The following is a 21,137-nucleotide window of genomic DNA, read 5'->3' on the forward strand; positions in this document are numbered from 1 at the left end:
AGAAGTGAGGACATTTCTAAAGCACAATATACTTCCTGAGTTATTTAGCCAAAACTGTTCTCTCACCCCTTTTGCTTTGTATGTAAATTTATTCTTTTGCAAACATAGGAGCCAAAACTTAAAACTGAATCTTTTATCATGATCGTCTTTTTAATCTGATTCTCAATCTGGAGGCAGGATTCCTGCGGAATGACAGACTGGATGAATAGATTTGGGGAATGAATATCTGCTTAATCAGCAGATCTGCGATAAAAAAATATTCAATTACAAACGAAAACTCCCCACATTGCTGTGAGGAGTTTTCTATATAATTATAATAAGCTGATTTATTTTTGAACTGCTTTTTTCATGGCAGCATCAGGACGTAAAATTCTGTAACGGACTTCAATGTCTTTCGGTACATAGAATACCAATGGAAGTTTGCTGTTGTATCTTACGATTTCAGGCTTTAAGGTAACAAACTTTTTAGTCAGTTTTTTATCCAGACAAGCCATCAACGTTCCTGCTGTTTCTCCTTTGGATTCTACTTCATAATAGTTGTATCCCCATCCCTGAAGATCCTGAGTTTTCATTTCTCCCATTAAGAAATAATTGTTACAGTCTAACATTTTTTCAGCACCCACAAAAAGCTCAACTTTTAAATCGTTTTCGTTTTTTGCTACGGGAAGCTGAATATATACTTGTTTATAACCTTCTTTTGCTTTCGGGAACATTTCAATCTGTAGTTTTTCAAACTTTTCTGCTTTCTTTTGTGCAAAAGCATTTACTCCGGCCATCAATACCATTCCTGTAATTAAAGTTTTAGAAAATTTCATCTTTTAATAATTTTTTTAATTGATATTACCTTAATTCCAAAAACCATTCCAAATTAAACAATTGTTTGATTTTTCGATTTTATTCTATTTTGGTTGAAATTATAAACAAAAAAACTGCAGTAATTGTTACTGCAGTTTTTTATAAATTATTCTGAAATCGCCACATCAGTTCCTTTTGTATGAGCATTCATCTGTGGTGCGTAATAATTCTGCATGGTGGTAATTCCATTGGAGAATTTACCGGATGCATTGGCTACTACATCATATTCAAATACATATTTCCCTTTCGGCATATACTGAATATAGAAATTGGTAGAAGCATCTTTGGTCGACTGATAGTAGCCCAGATTATTTTTCCATTGATATCCGGATAATACATCTACAGGTTCGAATCCTGCTGCACGCATATCTTTAATATTAATAAATTCCATGGCTCTGTCTGTATTCAGAATCATCCTTAAGGTTACTTTATCTCCCACTTTCAATGGGGTTTCTGTTGAAATTTTCTGAAGCTCTTCTCCGTTTACCGTTTTCACTTTTTTATAAAGCTCTTTCGTTACAGAAATATAATTTTCAGAAGATTTAATTTTATCAAGATCTTCGTAATACTGCCAGAACAATCCTCCCTGAACAATTCCGGGACCAGGTTTTGTAACCTTTACGGTGGCTAAATTTTTATCTATAGCTTCCGGTTTAACGGTTGATTTTACATAACCAGTTGCCTGTGTCTGAGGAGCCAGTTCTTTTCCTCCCCAAACAATTGTTGCTTTATCACTTTCTGTACCCGTCCATGATTTTCCTGAATTCAATATCGTAAAGATCACCTCAGCTGTTCCTCTGGAGCTTCCCCATGAGTTGACTTCTTTTTGGGTTACCAGCCAGATCTTCATATCTTCAATAAAAGATTGATCATTAGCTTTTAATTTATTGAAAGCTTCCAGTGCTCCGGCATGGTTAACTACTTTTGAACCAAACCATCCCCAATCATTCAGGTTTTGTTTCCAATACACTCCTTGTGTTTTGGTATCTGTGGAAGTTTCTTTAAGGTAAGTCATTAACTTATCTGACACCTCTTTCAGACCATAATCGTTCATCAATAATGCCGCACGGTGAAGCCCGAAGAATGTAAAATCGGTGATCTTAGCTGTCTTTGCTTTTTGCTTTACCAGCGTTTTCAGGGTAGCACCTTTTCCTTTTAAAGGATATTGCTGCTCCCAATAGTTTCTGGTATCAAGATAATCGATCGCCCAGTTGTTCCAGACATTGTCTTTTTTCACATCATAATATTTGGCAACTTCATAGTCTACATACTGAATCAATTTTGCTACAAGAACTTTCTGATCAGCACTTTGATAGTCTTTCACGTTATCTTTTAACCAGAAATTGATTTTTCCTAAGTTTTTAAGGATATACAATGACGTTCCGTAAGAACTTGGGTAGCCGGGATACCATGAGAAGCCACCATCAGGATTCTGTAGTTTTTTGAAATCATCCCAATCCTGATTGATAGAATTTTTCATCGTATTGACATCAAATAGCAACGCTAATTTCTGCATCTGCTCACCCTCATTTTTACTTTCCAGCACCCACGGAGTTTCTTCAAGCAGCAACTGTTTCAACTCCTGATTTTTTTCCAGATTTGATTGTAATAGTCCTTTGTTCCGATATTCTTCAAAAACCGTTTTCATTTTCGGATTGGCTTTGAAAATTTCTGAAGCCAGCACATCCGCAAACCATTTATTAAAGATAACATCCGCAGAATTGTTCTGATCATTTTTCAGACCTGGAAGGGCAAACATGATCTCCCAGATCGGATTCGTCGTCAGTTCCAACGTATTGGAAACATTGGAAGCCGTTGTGGACGTATTATTTTTAAGATTATCTAATACAAATGTTTTGGTTTCGCCTTCTTTCACAAAAACCGGAACAGCATCCGTCACAAGCATTCTGTTAGGCAATACAGCAATGGCTTGCTGTTCTCCGTCAGAATAAGCTCCTGCTTTGGCCACCACTTTGAAAATAACAGAAGAAACATCATCCGGAACCTTTAATTTCCATGTTAACGCACTGCTTCCGTTTTCATTAAGATTGAAGTTTTGTACTCCGGAAGTGACTCCAAATTTTGAAGAAATATTTTCATTGGTAAAGGCGTCCAGAATCTGTAATTCGGCAGAGCCAGTGAGTTTTTTATCGGTAAGATTGGATAACTTCGACTGTAGATTCAGTTCATCTCCTTCTCTCAGGAATCTAGGATAGTTTGGCGTTACTGAGAATTCTTTCTGCGTTACCACTTCTTTTTCCAGGCTAGCAGCTCTTGCATCTTTGGTGTGGGCAAGGAACATCAGCTTCCATTTTGTCAGTGCTTCCGGAGAGGTGAACTCGAAGCTTACATTACCTTCTACATCGGTTTTTAGATCCGGATAGAAAAATGCTGTTTCATTCAGGTTTTGACGTACAGCTACTTTATCCAAGTCTTTCTCTACATCAACAGAGCCAGGAACGTCTGTATATCTTTTTCTCTCCTCTTGCGTCAATTGTCTTCCTGAATCAAGGAGATCAATCGCACTATCATTCAATACCACAGCTTCTTTTGCCACGGCAGCTCTTGCTGTTTTAAATTTGGCACCAGCAATTGGTGATGGGGGTAGTGCAACTCCTTCCTGATTGCTAAATCCTACTATAGTTTCCCTTGAAATTGAATAATAATTTCCATCAAACCAGTTAAACTGAGGAACAGTTACATATCTATCTTCGAAATACCTCAATCTCTTTTGATAGCTTTGCTGTTCCAGATAATTTCTGATTCCATAAGAAGTTACTATTACAAATGGAGTATATAATTTTCTCCAGCTGTATGTGTTTGCTGCAAACTGATCCAGAGACATGTCATACATATTGGCCAATATTTCAGCATTGATCTTTTCTTTATCATTTCCGGTTACTTTTACCGTCCATTTTTCTTTAACGTTAGGTTCCAGCTTATCTCTGAAAGTAATGGTTTCTATTTTCAAAGGTTTTTCTGTGTCTTTTGTTTTTAAAGAAACAGATTGTGTGTTCACATCATTAAATGCTACCAGCTGAAACTGAAGGTTCAGATCTGAAACACTTTTATCTTTAGGAATCTCAGCCGTGTATTCTAATATTCCCTTTTTCATCTTATGAACTTCAGAAAAGGTTTTTCCGGATCCATCCTGCACAAAAACATTCACCAGTGCATCAGGAATTGCCGAGAACACATATACTTTGGCTTTTTCACCTCTTGGCAATTCTTCTTTCGGAGCGATAACCGTAAGGAATGTTTTCTGAGTGGGTTTTAAAACTGTTTTATCCCAGACACTGAAATACTGTGAAGTTTTGATCGTATCTTTTCCTTCAATATTGAAAAGTTCAAGTTGATAATCCCCTGCTTCCAGTTTTCCTAAATCAAGACTGGCTGCTGCCTGAGAATTATCAGCGGATGGCTGCTGCTGTCTTTCAATCAATACTTTTTCGGTTTTCCAGTTTTTGATCTCATCGTTTTTATCAAAAAGATCATGTGGAAATTTGCTGATAAATTCTTCTTTTGAATATTTCGGAAGATTCTGAACATCAGATTTGAAATTATCTCTGAAGATCCTGTCCGGAGCAGTCAGCTTCGATAACTTAACCTGATAAGGTTTCTTTAGATTCTGATCGTTATAATTTTTGGTTTCCACCTTTACTTTTACATTTTCGTCTGTAAAAATATTGCTGATATTTTCTGCCTGAATGTAATGAGAAACAGAAGCCACTTTCAATTGGGTATCAGCCGTCTGTGTTTCTCCATTGATATCTGTAACAGATGCATTGATGGCATAGTTATCAATCTGTATTCCTTCCAGCTTTTCATCTTTTTTAAGTTCCAAACGAATCGTAAACTCTCCTTTTTCATTGGTTTTTGCTTCGCCCAGAATCGAGTTTTCATTATCATCATTCTGCGGATACCAGCTGAAATATCTCCATCGGATATTCTGTTTTTTGATTTCATAGTTTACGGCCGTATTACTCAGCGGAACACCGGAAAACATAACAGCTTTTCCTTTCAGTTCTATCGTCTGGCCATATTTGTACTCGTCTTTAACGGGATCAAAGGTGACTTCAAATTTTGGTCTTTTATACTCTTCTACCCTGAAATTTTTATATCCAGCACTTTCCCCTTCTATTCTCAGGTAAAAATTACCGTTCAGTTTTCCTTTTGGAAGGATGAAACTTCCGTGATAAGAACCAAATTCATTGGTGGTAAATTCCTGGGAAGAAACCTCTTCACTATTGGTGTTCAATAACGTTATTTTTTGTTTCAATCCTGAAAGAACAGCTTCAACTTCCTTATTCATTCTGGTATTCACCACCTTGAAATAAACAGTCTGTCCGGGACGGTAGATTCCTCTGTCAATAAAGATCTGGGCAGTTGACCGGGTTTGTTTGTTAGGATTGTAATCTTCAACAGATCCTCTGTTTCCATACACCTGCATGATCTGAAAATCATTGGTTTTAGGCTGCTGGATCAGGAAAGTTCTGTAATATTCTTTGCTGTCTGTAGCTGGAAGCTTAAATACTCCGTTGGCATTGGTTGTTCCTTCAATCTTATTTAAAGTTTTGTTGGAAACAAATTCATAAAACCGAAGACCTTCATTAGCCAAAGGCTTACCATTCTCACTATTAACCAGTTTCAATTCATCCGAAAGAGGGTTTCTGTCTGTTTTCGATTGATAAATAATTCTGTTTCCGGAAACCAGAAAATATAAATTCTGTCTGGAGTCTGTATCTTTCATATCTGCTCCTGCCACCGTAAATTCTGCTACATATATTCCTGATGGAAGAGGTTTTACTTCGAGTGAAGTGGTATGATTCTGATAATCTTTAGGATCTGGAAGCTGGAATGTTTCTTTTCTTACCAGATTCTTTTTCAGATCTCCGAAAGTATTGGAATAAGAATTCTGAACGTATTGAAGGAGTGATGTAAAATCACCCTTTACTTCATAAATATTCAGGGCAAATTCTGATACATTCTTATACTGCGCAACAAAATGAACCGGCAGATTATTCTGGGTCTGGGATTCATATTTTAAAGTCAGATAAGGATTGACAATCTGGGCTTCTTTACTTTTAATATTCTCCAGGAAAACAGATTTCGGATATTCATTTTTAGCCTGTGCAGCTAATGCAAGAGCTTCTTTAGGCTTCTTACCCACAAGCTCATCCATGATGTCTCCCATAATAACCACTTTATAATCTCCCTCTACATTGGATTTCAAAAGATTCTGAAGCTGCTGAAGTTTATCCTTACAATGGTTGAAGTTACAATTTTCCGTAAGCTTTTCTTTCATGAAATACAACTTTGGATTTCCCGTATTCTGTTCAATCAGTTCATCATACATTGCATTGATTGTTGTACGGTTGGCTGTCAACTCATTTTTGGTAAAAATGTTGTTTTCAGATAGAAACGTTATTTTTTTAACGGCATACCAATCCGCCAATGTCGGAAAATAGGCAAAGTCTCCTGTCTCTGAAAAGATATTCTTATACTTTTCCAACGAGATCTTTCTCATTTCAGGTTTTTCCTGATCAAGCTTCTGAAAATTTTTAGTCAGGTAATTTTTAAAATCAAGTTTACTCCAGGTTTCAATCTGCGAAGCATCCTGAGAGTTGATGTTGGTTCTTCCGTTTATTTTCCATGAATTCTGTTGGTAATAATCCATAAAAAAGCCATTCAGCAGAACTTTGTACACCAGTTTACCTTCTCCGTTTATTTTTCCTTCTGCCTCTTTAAGTTTTTTAAAAAACTGAGAAGCAGCATCATTCTGGTCATCGTCAACAGTTTGGTTTACAATACTGAATTCCGCTTTCAGAGAACGGATCAGCTCGAAGGCATTATTTTCTTTCATGGCTTGTTTTTGTATGTCTAAAATAATGGGAAGATTAGATTTATAAGCTCCTTTTGAACTATTTTCAGCCACTTTTTTCCATTGGGTATCGTAATATTTCTGTGCGGATACCGTTGAAAAGCTCAGCATTACAAGCAAAAGCAGAAAAATCTTGGAAAATCTTTTCATATATATTAATTTTGATAAATGAACATCTTAAAAATACTGAAAAAAACCGTTATAGACAGCCAGCTTTATGTCTCTCTTATGGGAACTCTTTTTGCAGTATTTTTCATGAAAGAGCAAAACACATTCCGTTTCCCTACCTTTGCACTTATTTTCATCACTTATTTCAGTGGTTATCTGTATACTAAATACCAATATACCAGGCACTTTTTAAAAATACTTGTTCTCAATGCATCAGCAGGAATTGTCTGTGCTTTGTTAATCATTCATAATCACAATGAAATAAGACTGCTGAAATGGTTTATCATTGTCATATTGGGATTGCTTTACAATAGTTTTTTTCTTGATGTTTATATCCGGAAAATCCCATTACTGAAAGTTTTTTACGTAGGATTAGTATGGGCATTGGTTAATTGCTGGCTTACCCTTCCTGAATTTAGTATTCCTATTTTTCTGATCAGTTTTTTCTTTATCACCGCACTTGTTCTTCCTTTTGATATCCGCGATATGAACAGCGATACCGTAAAAACATTTCCTATGCTGATTGGGGTACAAAATACCAAGTACATTGCTTATGGACTTGTTTTCATCAGCAGTATCATTTCTGTTTTTTATCTTGATTTGGAATATGCGCTTGCTTTTTTTATGGCCAGTATCATAACTTATATTCTTATCTATTTCTCTGAAAATAAAAGAGATGACGCTTACTATTCGTTCGGGGTGGAAACTTGTTCGGCACTTCCCTTTTTATTTTTACTAATAATGAAGTATTTTTGACGAATGATTATCAAAAAGCTTTCCCTCTATAATTTCAAAAACCACTCTGAGAAAAAATTTGAATTCTCCCCGCAAATCAACTGTTTTGTGGGTAATAACGGCGTTGGGAAAACTAATATTCTGGATGCTTTGCATTATTTATCCGTAGGAAAAAGCTTTTTAGGAAATACGGACCTTAACAATATTAAGCAAGAGGAAGACTTTTTTACCATTGATGCGGAAATTCAGAATGACGACAGCGAAGATATTATCAGAATTACCCAGCCTAAGGAAGCTAAAAAGGTCATCAAAAAAAATGATAAAAACTACGACAGGCTTGCTGATCATATCGGTTATCTTCCGAGTGTTATGATCTCGCCTTATGATTCTAATCTTATTTCGGATTCCGGGGAAAGCAGACGAAAGTTTCTGGATGCAATGATCTCTCAGACGGATTCTGAATATCTTTTTGATCTTATTCAGTATCAGAAGACCATTCAGCAGCGAAATGCGTTACTGAAATATTTTGCAAAAAACAGAACCTGGGACAAAGATTCTCTGGAAATCTATGATGATCCGATCACCAGATCCGGAACAAAAATATTTAAGAAAAGAAAAGAATTTGTAGAACAGCTCAATCCAATTGTTCAGAATTTCTATCGTATTATTTCCGGTGGCAAAGAAACGGTATCTGTTATTTACGAATCTCACCTGTTGGAGGATTCTTTTGACAATCTTTTAAGGGAAAGCCTTGAGAGAGACCGTATGCTCACATATACTTCGAAAGGAATCCATAAGGATGATCTTCTTTTTGAAATGGATGATGTATTAATCAAGAAAATCGGATCGCAGGGACAGCAGAAATCGTTCCTGATCTCTTTAAAACTGGCTCAGATGAGTCTTGTAAAAGAACTCACCAAAAAGACTCCTATCCTGTTGCTTGATGATATTTTCGATAAGCTTGATGATACCAGAGTTTCGCAATTGATTGAACTTGTCAACAAGGAAAGTTTCGGACAGATTTTCATTACAGATACTCACAGAGAGCGTACGGAAAGTGTGGTAAAGAAAATAAATGAAGAAAGTATCATTTTTGAAGTTTAGTAAGAGGTTCGGGATGCGAGTTACCAGGTATTAAATGCAGGTAAATATGTGTGGACGTAGATATGAAGTAAAAGACTAGTATTCTTTATCATCGAACCGTTTTTTGTCTTAACTTAAGATCCTAAAACACAAATGATATGAGTTATAGAAATCTGGATATTTATAAAATAGCTTTCGACTTATTTTTAAAAACCAATAAAGCCTCCCTGCTTCTGCCTAAATATGAACTGTTTGAATTAGGCAGCCAATTAAGAAGATCTTCAGATTCAGTCATTACAAATATTGTTGGAGGTTATGGTAGATCAACTTATAGGAATGACTACATTCGCTTCCTGATTTATAGCCATGCGAGTAATGATGAAACAATTAACCACATTAGGTGGAAAAATCAACATTTATAAAAAATGGGTCATAGAAAATTGGAATAAAAATAATCTACAGTAAAAAATAAATCCCCAAGCCAAAACCACGCAACCCAAAACCCCGAATCACCCATCCCGAAACCCGAAACCCAACTATGAAGAACAAAAAACGTGAATATCAATCCTCCGAACTGGTAAAATCTTTTGCCAGGATTTATGGTTTTGAACATAAACTTGTTGCTTTTGACATCAAAGATTTCCTTGAAGAGTATCTTGATGAAAGTCTTTTCAATGAAATCAGAAGTGTGAATATTGAAAATGAATGTATTATTATTAAAATTGATTCTCCCTTACTGAAACATGACTTTACAATGCGTAAAAGCTTTTATCTTAAAAAGTTCCAGGACAAATTTGGGGCAGATAAATTTAAAGATTTACAGATTTTATAGTTTTTTTTGATATCGTTTTACAATATCATTCAATATTATTGATATATTTATCATACAAAAAAATTAATCTCATGAAAAAATCAATTGCATCAAAAAAACTAACACGAAAAACTTTAAGAACAATACAAGGAGGTGGTGTCGGTGAGATCTGCTGTGCCGTAAGCTGTGCCAATGAAAACGAATGTGTTTATTGGACAACCTTGCCTACAAAATGCCCATTACTTCCTATTTGTCTTTAATAGCTATAACAATAGAAAAATGCTACCCGAGGGTAGCATTTTTTGTTTGTATTAATGTTCTTCTGATTTATTAGAAATAGTACTGCTCATCAGATCATCTGCCTTTTTATCCAATCCGGATCGTAATGGCAGGAAGAATTTCAGCGGATGTTTTGTAAAATATCTGAAAATCTCTTTATAGATTTCACTTACCTGCCCAAAGTTCATTTTTCTTGACCTGAAGGCCAAAAACATGGATAAACTAAAACTTACCAGGAAGTTGAAGAATCCGATTAAAAAGACGGTAAAAAAGGATATCCAGAATGTATAGGAATCTACTGAAAAATCTTTTCCGTACAGTCCTAATGCGAAATTTCCGGCGGCAAAGGTAATGTGTCTGATATCCAGATCCAGCCCGAAAAACATTCCGACAGGTGCAGTCGCTCCAAGGAAAACTCCAAACCAGAAATTGGAAATAATTCCCGGCCAGTTTTTAGCATAATATTTTGAAAGTCCTTTTGCGAATTTCTTTCCGAAAAAGCTTCTGACTGAAAGGTTTTTGGCAATTCTTTCCGGGATCTGATAAAATACCGAGTTGTTCCCGATATTTCCCGAAATAATTCCGGAAATAAAGAGATAGAATCCGGCAATACTTGCGTGCAGGATAGCTTTTGATTTAAAAGGGTCGAGGTCTTTTAACAATTTATCAGAACGTTCAACGGCAAGATTTTGTGAGAAAAAGACATCCAGCCCATAAATAATAGCAAGCGCTACCGGAAAAGCAAGCAACACATTCCCTACAAAGGCAATGAACTGACTTCTGAATAATTTAGATACCAAATGGGCAAACTCTGTATTATTTCTTTGGGCATTCCCCTCTTCGGATAATACTTTTGTCATCGTAGCGGCAGTCATGGCCGGCTGTTTTGTAGCAAGGGTAAAACCCATCAGATAGATCATCACGAATCCCATTGCATAGTTCATGGAGTATAGGAAAGCGTGTGAAAAATCACTTCCGGGAATATATCCATACAGCATTTTCAGAACACAGAGCGCTCCTACAATTATTCCACCGCCGCTGGCCTTGTAGAACATGGTCATATACTCTTTCCGGTTAGAAGTTATATAGTGAGTTCCAGCTTCTGCAGTATGGTTGGTAATAAGATGGGAAATCAGCCTTGTACTGTCGTTGATAAGATCTGAAATGTTATTTTTATGGGATTTATAGCTCAGGATATTAAAGATCAGCTGTTTTGATTTGATCTGAACATCTTCTTCGGAATCAATTACCAGTAATTGTACGATCTCATAAATTCTTTCTGTCTGCTGACGGATTTTTAACAGGGATTGATTAATCTTTCCTGAAATACCATATTTAGCGGAATTTTTAAAAGCAATATTCACAAACTCCTGGCATTGTTCTGCGTAGATTTTTATCTGCTTATATCTGCTGTCTTTTGAATGCAGCTGTACTTCCGGATCTTTTACAAGATCATCTGCCAATGTCTCCAGCTCATTCTGTAGAGCCAGAAAGGGATTGTCTAAATTTCTGTATTGAGGTGCCATTCTCACTACTTCCACTTCCATCGCCATTCCGGTTACCCTCCAGGAAAGGATGTTCATAGAGAATATAAGTTCTTTTTTCACATTAGGACGGATAATAAAATCCGATGCTCCTAATAAATGTAAAAATTCATTGATCTCGTTTTCAGGAAGATTATGGAGATATTTCAAATCCTTTTTCGGCCACATACTGACATTATCGATCATGTACCAAACCGTGTTTTCGTTTTCAACGGGTGGCAGAACCTTGTTCAGTATTCTTTTTTTAAGCTCAGGTAAAAAGGCATTTTCTGAAAGAATATTCGCTTCTGTAAGGGAAAGGTTGAAAGGTCTTCCTCTAAAAATATTATGAATGTAATATTTAAAGTTCTGAGCAAAATCAGGATTGCTTCTGAAGAAATTAAGCACATCTGTGAAGTCCGCCTCTTTTATGGTCTCCAGAAACTCCGCAAAAGGTTCTAAAGAAAGGGTTTCGTTCTTAAAAGAAAAATATTTTTTAAGAACGGCCTCAAAATTTGTGCTGGAATTAAAGAATTTCATTAGTACAAAGATACTATTTCAAACTCACATTCCTCATCTGTCTCATAATCCAATTATGTTTCTTTCTCAGATACGGGGATGGATTTTTAGGATCATACTTCTTTGGATTAGGCAGTACAGCAGCAATCCACGCTGCATCTGAGACACTTAAATCTTTGGATGATTTGCCAAAATAATATTGTGCCGCAGCTTCCACTCCAAATACTCCCTGCCCCATTTCTATGGAATTCAGGTATCTTTCAAGAATAATATCTTTAGTCCATACTTTTTCGATAATGAAAGTATAAACGGCTTCCAGCCCTTTTCTAACCCAGCTTCTGCCCTGCCAGAGAAATACATTCTTTGCCGTCTGCTGGGAAATGGTGCTTCCACCTCTTATTTTTTTGCCTTTCTCATTATATTTCATCGCCTTTTCAATGGCTGTATAATCGAAACCGTCATGAACAAAAAATTTCTGATCTTCTGAGGCAATTACGGCTTTTTTCACATTGTTTCCCATTTCGTCATAGGAAATGTAATCCCTGTGCAGTTTTCCGTATTCAAAAAGTCCTCCAATCTGGGTAAGAGTGATGGGAGGATTAAAAAATCTACCCCAGATGATAAAAACTACATTCAGAACAAGAATGATGAAGATAAGCTGTTTAATTTTTTTCCACATAACTTGATAAAAAGGAAAGGCAAAAATAAGCAAATAGTACGAGTTACTGCAATTCTTTCATATAAGTAAGCTGATAATCCGGTAAAAGTTCCGGATGGAAGATCTTAATATAATCTTTAAGGATCAGATCTGCCCTTATCACACCGCTTTCAAAAAAATCATTGGCTTTCAGTTTTTCTTTTCCGGCAATGGTATATATTTTCCCTTTATTGAATACATCCAGTTTCCCATAGAAAAGATTCATGCCCAGCATTTCTTTTTTCGAAGCATGGCTTCCTGCATTTACCCAGTACTGAACACCACCGGCTTTGGCATATACTTCCTCAAAGCTCATTGTCAATGCTTTTTCGTCTTTATTATCCTTCATGATATAATTCGCATGGGCATCTGAAATATAATGAGCCACGGAAGTATTTCCTCCCGGAAGATACCAAACGTCTCCATACATCTCATTGGCAAGTACAACAGGTTTTTCTTTTGCTTTTGATGCAAGCTGCTTCAGATCGTTATAGTTTTTCTCTACTTCCTGATATTTAGTTTCAGCCTCTTTCTCTTTTCCTAAAAATTCTCCGAAAAGTTTAATATAGGCTGTTTTTTCCAAAGGTTTTTGTTCCATGTATTCATCCAGAAATATGACCTGGATACCGTTATTCTTTAAAAGTTCATAGGTATTATCAAAACTTGCAATATGATTGGTAAAAATAGCATCCGGTTTCATAGAGATGATCTTTTCCACATCATACTTTTGTTCGCTTCCTACATTCTGAATTTTTCCTTCTTTAATCAGATTCTGAATTTTTTCTGAATAAATATACTCCGGACTGGAAACTCCTATGATTAAATTTTCCGCTCCAAGCTCCGAAATATATCCGGCCATACTTGCATTCAGCAGGATTATTTTTTTGAATGGAGTTTGATTTTGCTTAAAATTATAAGTGAAATTTCCCGATTTTAGTTCAAGGATACCATCATGTTCCTTAAATTGGGTGCGGTTTGAGATATTTGTCCAATCTGAGGACGAAATTTTTGATTCTCTTTTACAGGCAATTAGCGAGAAGACCGTAAATAAAAGTAAAATTTTCTGTTTCATGTTTCAAAGAACGGAAAAAAGTGGTATATTTGCAACCGTTAAACAACAAGATAACAAAAGGCCTCGTGGCGCAACTGAATAGCGCATCTGATTACGGCTCAGAAGGTTACAGGTTTGAATCCTGTCGAGGTCACAAACAGCTAAATGGCGCCAACTAAAGACAGTTAGCGCCATTTTTATTTTGCATAAGAATGAATAAATTTGTAAATGTTGGATATAAATTATTCAAAAAATTTAGAATCTAATAATTTTTAAGCATAAAATCAAATAAAGGGTTGACAAAGAATTTTACAGAGTTGGAAACTCGTAGAGATTTACATAAATAAAAGCGAAAAATTAAAAATCTATACTTTTAAACTGATGGTAAATGGTAAGTTAAATTAATATTTGATTCAATGCACTTTTATAACACCCTAAAATAAATTCGGTATAATACAACTGTGCATCCAGTGCCTGGGTCTTATCATGAAGCTCTATGCGTTTTGAAAGTACAATCTCTCCTTTGTAACTGAATGAACAGAATGAATACACTTTAAATCCCGAATTTCTTACAGATGCAGCATATCCAGTAGAAGCAATTCCCCAATCTGTTCCAAATGATTCAGCGACCTTTACAGCCATTGTATCAGCCATTTTTTGGGTTTCAAAACCATTTTCCTTAACTTCGATTTGATTTATATCTAAAAATTGAACTTTTTCAGGTAATGTAAAAGTCGTTATTCCTCCTTTGTAAAACAGTTTTGCATTAGCCATTTGGGAAAAAGCCAGCTGTATTAATCCCGAGGTTACGCTTTCTGCTATAGAAACCGTTTCATTCATTGTAATGAGTGAAGTACTGATATAATCAAGTAAACTTTGCTGAAATTTCATGGGCTATTATTTATGTTGATCAAAAAAACTTGTATGCTGCTGAAATCGATATTCAGATCACGTCATAATCATTCATGGTTGTAACAAAATAATGCTCAATCATTTCTCTGGCATTTCTACACATTGACAAAAGATCTTCTCTGGTCATATCTTCAAAAATAAAATCATCATGAACTTCAATAATGAACTCAGTCACTTTTTCGGTGTTCATCAGATCATAGGCCATTAAATCATTTAAATTATCTAATCTACATTCTTCCTTAAAAAAAGGAAGTTTCCGGGTAATGGAATTCTTAAACTGAAAAAGGTGTATTGTTTTCATGACTTCTGATGTTAAAGTGATAATAAGAAAGTCTGTTTTGTATTTAAACATGTTGTTTACTCATAAATGTTCAAACAGTTTTATGGACTCAGTTGATGAAAATTTTTATATATCTATCAATTCCTATAATATGGACGAAAACGACAGAAACCATGGGTCTCCGTCCTTGATTAATTAAACCCTTTCGAAAACATATCTACTATTTTATCGGGATTTAATATGCTCATTGTCAAAATTGAGAATCCTTAAGCCTACTATGTCGTATATTCGCTTTTTCACATCTTTCTTGACTACTACAATGGTTTCAAATACGGGAGAACAGCCTGTTGTTTGATAAATATTTTCAACTGTTCACTCTATTTCCTATCTAAAATTGCACTATTTATAGTGATATAAGCTTTATGGATTTTGTGAATTCCTGATTATTATACTACAAAGATGGCCGTTTAAGTGTTATACCAAGCTATATATATCCGGTATAATTTTACATATATCACACATTATAAGTCTTCCAGATTTCCAAGACGTCTTTGTTTCAGCTGTTTATAAAATGAAGGGGAAAGTCCTGTAATTTTTTTAAACTGATTGGAGAGGTGGGCCACGCTGCTGTAATTGAGTTTATAAGAGATTTCTGTAAGATTAAGTTCATCATATAACAGTAGTTCTTTTACCTTTTCTACTTTATTAATAATGATAAAATGTTGAAGTGTCATTCCTTTTACCTCAGAAAAGGTATTGGCAAGATAAGTATAATCATATCCTAATTTTTCACTTACATAGTCTGAGAAATTTTCTTTTGGGAATTCATCTGAATAATGAATCATTTCTATCACTACATTCTTTATTTTCTCTATCAGGATACTTTTTTTATCATCTAATACTTCAAGTCCTGTTTTAAGCAAATTTTCTTTAAGTATCTGTCTTTGTTCTGAGCTAATATCATCCAATAATTCTACTGTCCCTAAATCAACGACAGCATTTTTAATGCCCAATCTTTCCAGTTCCTGATGGACAACCATTTTGCAGCGCAAACTTACCATATATTTTACATACAACTTCATCTCCCTTACTGTTTACATCCGTCAATTATTTCATTAACAGTCATTTATCCAAAGTTAGTCTATTAAATCGGAAATATCTATGATTTATACAACAAATTAAAAGACAATTGCAAAGCTTTCCTTTTTTAATGATTGAAATTTACAGGTAACAAAAAAATATTTCACAATGTCAAAAGAAAAAGACGGAAAAAAGAAATCAGATAAAACTCCACCCGCAAAATCTGCAAAAGAGAAACGGGAGGATAAAATGAGTAAACGAAGAGAAAGGGAACAAGAAGCCCGAAATACCGGCAACTAAATGGTATCCTTGAAAAAAGATGGAATTATACTCAGAAAAACAACATTAGACTTTGAGAGTGAAGGAGTTCTAAATCCTGCAGTCATTCAGGATAACGGAAAAATACATTTATTATACAGGGCTCTTGCCAGGAATAACTTCTCGAGTATCGGATACTGTATATTATCGGATTATAAGACTCCTGAAATACGGCTCAGCAATCCGGTTATTATCCCTGAATTTGAATACGAAAAACATGGTGTTGAAGATCCAAGAATTGTCAAAATCGATCACTTATTTTACCTTACTTATACCAGTTATGACGGGGTTAATGCATTGGGTGCACTTGCCGTATCTAAGGATCTAATATCATGGCAAAAGCTAGGAATCATTGTGCCAAAAATTCCATACAAAAAGTTTAAGCTTTTAGCAGAATCTCAAGGTGAAATAGGAGAAAAGTACAGACGTTTCAACAAACTCCCGCATACTCATATAAAGGATAAAGAGGTCTTCCTTTGGGATAAAAATGTGATATTTTTTCCAAGAAGAATTAATGGTAAGCTTTATTTTCTACATCGCATAAGGCCTGATATCCAAATTGTAAGGATAGAAAAGATTGAAGATCTGAATCCTGATTTCTGGAAAGACTACTTCCTTCATTTTAAAGAACATATTGTATTATCTCCCAAATATGAGCATGAAGTAAGCTATATTGGCGGTGGATGCCCCCCTATAGAAACTGAACATGGATGGCTTTTAATCTACCATGGTGTACATGATACCATTGAAGGATATGTTTACAGCGCATGTGCTGCTTTACTAGACCTTGATACTCCTGAAAAAGAAATTTCAAGACTTCCCTATCCTCTTTTCAAGCCCGATGAAGAATGGGAACAGAAGGGAGAAGTGAACAATGTCTGCTTCCCTACCGGAGCCATCGTAGAAGGACATACACTCCATATTTACTATGGCGCTGCAGACAAAAGAATAGCTATTGCTTCTTTAAGCATCCCTGAATTACTGAAGGAATTACTACAGTACACATCATAATTGACTATTCTATACAGAATGTCAGGTTTAAAATAAATATCAATATGAATAAAAATATAAAATCAGACGTGGAGGAAAAGACAAAAAGACAACCTTTACAAAGTAATAAAAACACAATTTATCATATACCTGAAATTATCTTTATAAGCACTTTTCCTCCCAAGGTATGCGGTATTGCAACATACTGTCAGGACTTGGTACAATCCCTTAAATTAAAATTCAGAGAATCATTTAGCATCAGTATCTGCCCAATGGAAACTGAGGATGAGCATTATCAATATGAAGATGATCCAGAATATCGCTTAAATACATCCGATGCCGTATCTTATCTGGAGCTGGCTGTTAAAATCAATAAGAATAACAATATTCAACTGGTTATGCTTCAGCATGAATTTGGATTTTTCAACGAAACCCCCAACGGATTACTGCTTTTTCTTCAAAATACAGAAAAAGATATCATCATTACTTTTCACACCGTTCTACCAAAACCGGATCGGGAATTAAAAGAAAAGGTAAAAGAAATCAGCAGTTTTGTAAAATCTATTATTGTAATGACCAGTATTTCTGCGGATATACTGAACAATGATTATGATATACCACCTGATAAAATTAAAGTGATACCCCACGGCACCCATTTACTGCCATTTATCGATAAAACTTCACTGAAAGCGAAATACGGATTTAAAGATAAAAAAGTTCTTTCAACCTTTGGTTTACTGGGTTCGGGGAAAAATATTGAAACCACCTTAGAAGCTCTGCCTGAAATCATTTCCAAAAACCCGGATGTAATGTTTCTGATTATTGGAAAAACGCATCCTGGCATCATTAAGTATGAAGGTGAGAAATATCGTGATTTTTTGAAGGATACTGTTAAGAGGCTCCATCTGGAAAATCATACTTATTTTATCAATCAGTACCTGCCTCTAGATAAGTTGTTGGATTATCTTCAGCTTACCAATGTCTATCTTTTCACTTCAAAAGACAGAAATCAGGCAGTAAGCGGTACTTTTTCGTATGCCATCAGCTGCGGATGTCCCATTATTTCCACGCCTATTCCCCATGCTTTGGAAGTACTGAATGAAGACCTTGGAATCATTATTGATTTTGAAGCTCCGAAGCAGCTTTCTGTTGCCGTAAATACATTACTAAAAAATGAAACTGTACAGGAAAAATTACGGTCAAATAGTCTGGAAAAAATGGCTCCCACAGCCTGGGAAAATTCTTCTATTTCGCACGCCCTATTATTTCAACAATACAGCAAAGATAAAATGACATTACATTATACATTCCCCAACATTAATCTAAGCCATGTCAAAAATATGACAACGGATTTTGGGATGATCCAGTTTTCTAAAATCAACAAACCTGATATCAATTCCGGGTATACTTTGGACGATAATGCCCGGGCTATGATTGTAGCCTGCAGACATTATGAGCTGAGCAGAGATGAATCTGACCTAGACTTAATCTCCACTTATCTAAAATTTATTAAGTTTTGTCAACAACCGGATGGTAGTTTTCTTAACTATGTGAATCAAAACAAGGAATTTGCTCAGCAGAATTATGAAACAAATCTTGAAGATTCCAATGGAAGGGCTATCTGGGCACTGGGCAATCTTCTATCTATAAAAGCTATTTTACCGCAGCAGTTTTCTGATGAAACAGAATCAATCATTGAAAAAAGTATTTCATCTATTGAGAATATCCATTCTACCCGGGCAATGGCTTTTATCATCAAGGGATTGCATTATCAAAACTCTGAAAACAATATTCCATTATTGAAAAAACTCGCCAATCGTCTGGTGAAAATGTATCAGCATGAAAAACATAAAGACTGGCATTGGTTTGAAAACTATCTCACTTACGGAAACGGTGTACTCCCTGAAGCTTTATTGTGTGCGTGGATTACCACCAAGGATGAACTGTATAAACAGGTTGCCGATGAATCATTCAAGTTTTTGCTTTCTAAAATATTTAGTAAGGGCGGCATCAAAGTAATCTCCAATAAAGGATGGCTACAGAAAGAAACGGTTAAAAGTCCTGAATCAATTGGCGGGGAACAGCCCATAGATGTTGCTTACACCATACTTGCATTATCTACATTCTACAAGGTTTTTAAGGATGAAAAATATTTGCAGATGATGAGGAGTGCTTTTAGTTGGTTTTTAGGAAAAAATTATTTACATCAGATTATTTATAACCCTGCAACAGGTGGATGTTATGATGGGCTTGAAGAGAAAAATGTCAATCTCAATCAGGGAGCGGAATCAACAGTCAGCTATCTCATGGCAAGGCTCTGTTTTACTAAATAATTAGTTTACTTGTTTTTCAACCAGCAGCCAACCCTATGATCAAAACTCTGATATCAGTCATTTATCTGCAACTCTGTAATAAGACCTTAGGTTTATGATCTTTAAGATTTCTTCTTTTTCCAGCTCCAAATTTATACAATTATGGGCATAATCACAGATTTTTTCCCTTTTATAAAACATCACTCTCTCAGTAAGAAAAAGACTCCGGATACTAACAATGTGTGATAACTGCAATATAAAAAACAAGCTGTAATACATAGGTTATAAAAACACCACCTTGTACTGCAGCAATTAAGTTATATTAAATTCCACGTCATGAACACAAATCATCATAAAGGTGACAAACCTTTCAAATTCCTGAAAACTGGAATTTACAGTCAAAATAAATTTATAACTTTCTTGCAAAGAAAATTAAATATTATCACAGAATTGACGCATTAAAAAGTTATGCTTAAAAAATACCCTAAGAGCGTTAAAAATAAATGTATTATTTCTACTCCATATACGACAATAATAAATAGAATCACATGACTTGCAGCATATTAATGTAATTTATTTAGATATACATTTACTGCTCATAATAGTTGTACATTCTCATTAGTACAATTGACTCTCCCCTAAAAAGGAGGGTTTTGTTATATACTCTCCTCCTAAGCATTAGAAAGGTTAATATCTGTAGGATATTAAATCGGACTGTAAAATTTACTATATAGTGTTTCCAGGATATGAGTGTAATTATACCTCTACAGAAATCTACTCATAATAGCAGGGATTTTTTATTTACACAGTTTTCGATTTTGCAAAATGTAATGACTTTTGTATGGGAAATTGTAATTGCTATGCGAAGCCGAAAGTGAAAATTCTAATTTTCATCATCATAGTGCCGTTGACCACTCCTTTAAAGATGTTATCGTTTTAGTAAGAGTAACAAATACTATATAGCTTTCAGAAACCATCAAAACGAAATAAGACAAAGCATCAATATTCCAAACAAATTTGAATTCTAACATTAAGCTATGATCGGAGGAATAATAAAGTATAGTAATGTTATGTTTTCTGAATAGCGTAATTATATATTGTATCTTCACTAAGATATAAATACAATCTTGTCTTAAAAATTCCTAAAAATGTTTTTTCCAAAATATAAACACGCTCTATTGTATGTAGCTTTTCTAGCTGATAATCAGTTAGAAAACATTCTATAGCATCTATATTTTCTCCAATTAATTGATCTTCTGATATAATATTCTGACTTTTATCGTGGAAGTAATATTTTTTACTAGTCATATCGATAAATAATTTTTATTTGTAAAATCTTTTTTCTGTTCAGAGTACTTTTCAAACTTTTAAAGTATTGACTTAACCCAAGTTGTGAACCAATTTCTGTGTTATCTCATTAGTTTTTATTTGAAATTTCAATATTTGGGCAACATCTTTATAATCATATGATTTGTACTCATTACTTGTTGCACAGTCATAAAACAAAATATGGTTTACTGCAATAATTCCTAATAAGTAATAACTTTTAATTTCCAAGATCATGTTTATGGATTTCCATGATTTTATAGGTATAAGTATCTCATCTTTGATTTATATTTTCCATTTATTCTGTTATAATCGAA

The 21,137-nt window shown here is 34.9% G+C and carries 16 protein-coding genes and 1 tRNA gene; 8 read left to right on the forward strand and 9 right to left on the reverse strand.

What is annotated here, in order from left to right:
- Positions 1-326: 326 nt before the first annotated feature.
- Both eco and FFS26_RS06690 read right to left on the reverse strand, forming a co-directional pair.
- Positions 327-815: a serine protease inhibitor ecotin gene (gene eco / locus FFS26_RS06685; protein ID WP_137904610.1), complete on the reverse strand. Its 489-nt coding sequence runs from the start codon at positions 813-815 to the stop codon at positions 327-329.
- Between the two features lie 146 nt (positions 816-961).
- Entirely contained in the window at positions 962-6,886 is a 5,925-nt protein-coding gene (locus tag FFS26_RS06690; protein ID WP_137904611.1) for an alpha-2-macroglobulin family protein, read from the reverse strand.
- Positions 6,887-6,904: 18 nt separating this feature from the next.
- Here FFS26_RS06690 and FFS26_RS06695 point away from each other — a divergent pair, with 18 nt between their 5' ends.
- From FFS26_RS06695 to FFS26_RS06710, 4 genes are all read left to right on the forward strand, one after another.
- The gene (locus FFS26_RS06695; protein ID WP_137904612.1) at positions 6,905-7,660 is read left to right on the forward strand and encodes a hypothetical protein; all 756 of its coding nucleotides are present in this window, start codon (positions 6,905-6,907) and stop codon (positions 7,658-7,660) included.
- 3 nt (positions 7,661-7,663) lie between these two features.
- Entirely contained in the window at positions 7,664-8,743 is a 1,080-nt protein-coding gene (recF, locus tag FFS26_RS06700; RefSeq protein WP_110010520.1) for a DNA replication/repair protein RecF, read from the forward strand.
- Between the two features lie 137 nt (positions 8,744-8,880).
- Positions 8,881-9,144 carry a four helix bundle protein gene (locus FFS26_RS06705; protein ID WP_228449400.1) on the forward strand — a complete coding sequence of 88 codons (264 nt, stop codon included), beginning with the start codon at positions 8,881-8,883 and terminating at the stop codon, positions 9,142-9,144.
- Positions 9,145-9,260: 116 nt separating this feature from the next.
- A complete protein-coding gene (locus FFS26_RS06710) occupies positions 9,261-9,554 on the forward strand; it encodes a hypothetical protein (protein WP_137904613.1) in 294 nt (97 codons plus the stop codon).
- A gap of 290 nt (positions 9,555-9,844) precedes the next feature.
- On the opposite strand, the gene FFS26_RS06715 is transcribed toward FFS26_RS06710, so the two are convergent.
- Genes FFS26_RS06715 through FFS26_RS06725 form a run of 3 tightly spaced genes read right to left on the reverse strand, consistent with a single transcriptional unit; the run spans position 9,845 to position 13,623 of the window.
- Positions 9,845-11,875, reverse strand: coding sequence for a recombinase (locus FFS26_RS06715; RefSeq protein WP_137904614.1), 2,031 nt, complete (start codon positions 11,873-11,875; stop codon positions 9,845-9,847).
- A gap of 13 nt (positions 11,876-11,888) precedes the next feature.
- Positions 11,889-12,533 (reverse strand): monofunctional biosynthetic peptidoglycan transglycosylase, encoded by a 645-nt coding sequence (gene mtgA / locus FFS26_RS06720; protein WP_110010517.1) that lies wholly within the window; start codon positions 12,531-12,533, stop codon positions 11,889-11,891.
- A gap of 43 nt (positions 12,534-12,576) precedes the next feature.
- Positions 12,577-13,623, reverse strand: coding sequence for an ABC transporter substrate-binding protein (locus FFS26_RS06725; RefSeq protein ID WP_171006253.1), 1,047 nt, complete (start codon positions 13,621-13,623; stop codon positions 12,577-12,579).
- Positions 13,624-13,682: 59 nt separating this feature from the next.
- On the opposite strand from FFS26_RS06725, the gene FFS26_RS06730 reads away from it, so the two are divergent.
- Positions 13,683-13,756: transfer RNA gene (locus tag FFS26_RS06730), tRNA-Arg, on the forward strand.
- 242 nt (positions 13,757-13,998) lie between these two features.
- On the opposite strand, the gene FFS26_RS06735 is transcribed toward FFS26_RS06730, so the two are convergent.
- The 3 genes from FFS26_RS06735 to FFS26_RS06745 all read right to left on the reverse strand — a co-directional run bounded on the left by FFS26_RS06735 (position 13,999) and on the right by FFS26_RS06745 (position 15,876).
- The gene (locus tag FFS26_RS06735; protein WP_047387970.1) at positions 13,999-14,493 is read right to left on the reverse strand and encodes a CinA family protein; all 495 of its coding nucleotides are present in this window, start codon (positions 14,491-14,493) and stop codon (positions 13,999-14,001) included.
- Between the two features lie 52 nt (positions 14,494-14,545).
- Positions 14,546-14,815, reverse strand: coding sequence for a hypothetical protein (locus tag FFS26_RS06740; RefSeq protein WP_052187039.1), 270 nt, complete (start codon positions 14,813-14,815; stop codon positions 14,546-14,548).
- A 500-nt stretch (positions 14,816-15,315) separates the two neighbouring features.
- On the reverse strand, positions 15,316-15,876 hold the full coding sequence (locus FFS26_RS06745) for a helix-turn-helix domain-containing protein (RefSeq protein WP_225718514.1): 561 nt from the start codon (positions 15,874-15,876) through the stop codon (positions 15,316-15,318).
- Between the two features lie 166 nt (positions 15,877-16,042).
- On the opposite strand from FFS26_RS06745, the gene FFS26_RS22890 reads away from it, so the two are divergent.
- The 3 genes from FFS26_RS22890 to FFS26_RS06755 are packed head-to-tail and all read left to right on the forward strand — an operon-like array spanning position 16,043 to position 19,515.
- The gene (locus tag FFS26_RS22890) at positions 16,043-16,174 is read left to right on the forward strand and encodes a hypothetical protein (RefSeq protein WP_262484585.1); all 132 of its coding nucleotides are present in this window, start codon (positions 16,043-16,045) and stop codon (positions 16,172-16,174) included.
- The gene (locus tag FFS26_RS06750; protein ID WP_047430094.1) at positions 16,175-17,203 is read left to right on the forward strand and encodes a pesticidal protein Cry7Aa; all 1,029 of its coding nucleotides are present in this window, start codon (positions 16,175-16,177) and stop codon (positions 17,201-17,203) included.
- Positions 17,204-17,247: 44 nt separating this feature from the next.
- A complete protein-coding gene (locus FFS26_RS06755) occupies positions 17,248-19,515 on the forward strand; it encodes a glycosyltransferase (protein WP_137904615.1) in 2,268 nt (755 codons plus the stop codon).
- A 1,047-nt stretch (positions 19,516-20,562) separates the two neighbouring features.
- Here FFS26_RS06755 and FFS26_RS06760 read toward each other — a convergent pair.
- A complete protein-coding gene (locus tag FFS26_RS06760) occupies positions 20,563-20,802 on the reverse strand; it encodes a hypothetical protein (protein WP_047430091.1) in 240 nt (79 codons plus the stop codon).
- Positions 20,803-21,137 lie beyond the last annotated feature (335 nt).

The organism is Chryseobacterium sp. 2VB (assembly GCF_005503635.1).
GTDB lineage: Bacteria > Bacteroidota > Bacteroidia > Flavobacteriales > Weeksellaceae > Chryseobacterium > Chryseobacterium cupriresistens.

Bases quoted from the DNA above. Each gene is read 5' to 3' on its own strand.
- eco (WP_137904610.1), bottom strand. From the start codon at position 815: ATGAAATTTTCTAAAACTTTAATTACAGGAATGGTATTGATGGCCGGA.
- FFS26_RS06690 (WP_137904611.1), bottom strand. From the start codon at position 6,886: ATGAAAAGATTTTCCAAGATTTTTCTGCTTTTGCTTGTAATGCTGAGC.
- FFS26_RS06695 (WP_137904612.1), top strand. From the start codon at position 6,905: ATGAACATCTTAAAAATACTGAAAAAAACCGTTATAGACAGCCAGCTT.
- recF (WP_110010520.1), top strand. From the start codon at position 7,664: ATGATTATCAAAAAGCTTTCCCTCTATAATTTCAAAAACCACTCTGAG.
- FFS26_RS06705 (WP_228449400.1), top strand. From the start codon at position 8,881: ATGAGTTATAGAAATCTGGATATTTATAAAATAGCTTTCGACTTATTT.
- FFS26_RS06710 (WP_137904613.1), top strand. From the start codon at position 9,261: ATGAAGAACAAAAAACGTGAATATCAATCCTCCGAACTGGTAAAATCT.
- FFS26_RS06715 (WP_137904614.1), bottom strand. From the start codon at position 11,875: ATGAAATTCTTTAATTCCAGCACAAATTTTGAGGCCGTTCTTAAAAAA.
- mtgA (WP_110010517.1), bottom strand. From the start codon at position 12,533: ATGTGGAAAAAAATTAAACAGCTTATCTTCATCATTCTTGTTCTGAAT.
- FFS26_RS06725 (WP_171006253.1), bottom strand. From the start codon at position 13,623: ATGAAACAGAAAATTTTACTTTTATTTACGGTCTTCTCGCTAATTGCC.
- FFS26_RS06735 (WP_047387970.1), bottom strand. From the start codon at position 14,493: ATGAAATTTCAGCAAAGTTTACTTGATTATATCAGTACTTCACTCATT.
- FFS26_RS06740 (WP_052187039.1), bottom strand. From the start codon at position 14,815: ATGAAAACAATACACCTTTTTCAGTTTAAGAATTCCATTACCCGGAAA.
- FFS26_RS06745 (WP_225718514.1), bottom strand. From the start codon at position 15,876: ATGAAGTTGTATGTAAAATATATGGTAAGTTTGCGCTGCAAAATGGTT.
- FFS26_RS22890 (WP_262484585.1), top strand. From the start codon at position 16,043: ATGTCAAAAGAAAAAGACGGAAAAAAGAAATCAGATAAAACTCCACCC.
- FFS26_RS06750 (WP_047430094.1), top strand. From the start codon at position 16,175: ATGGTATCCTTGAAAAAAGATGGAATTATACTCAGAAAAACAACATTA.
- FFS26_RS06755 (WP_137904615.1), top strand. From the start codon at position 17,248: ATGAATAAAAATATAAAATCAGACGTGGAGGAAAAGACAAAAAGACAA.
- FFS26_RS06760 (WP_047430091.1), bottom strand. From the start codon at position 20,802: ATGACTAGTAAAAAATATTACTTCCACGATAAAAGTCAGAATATTATA.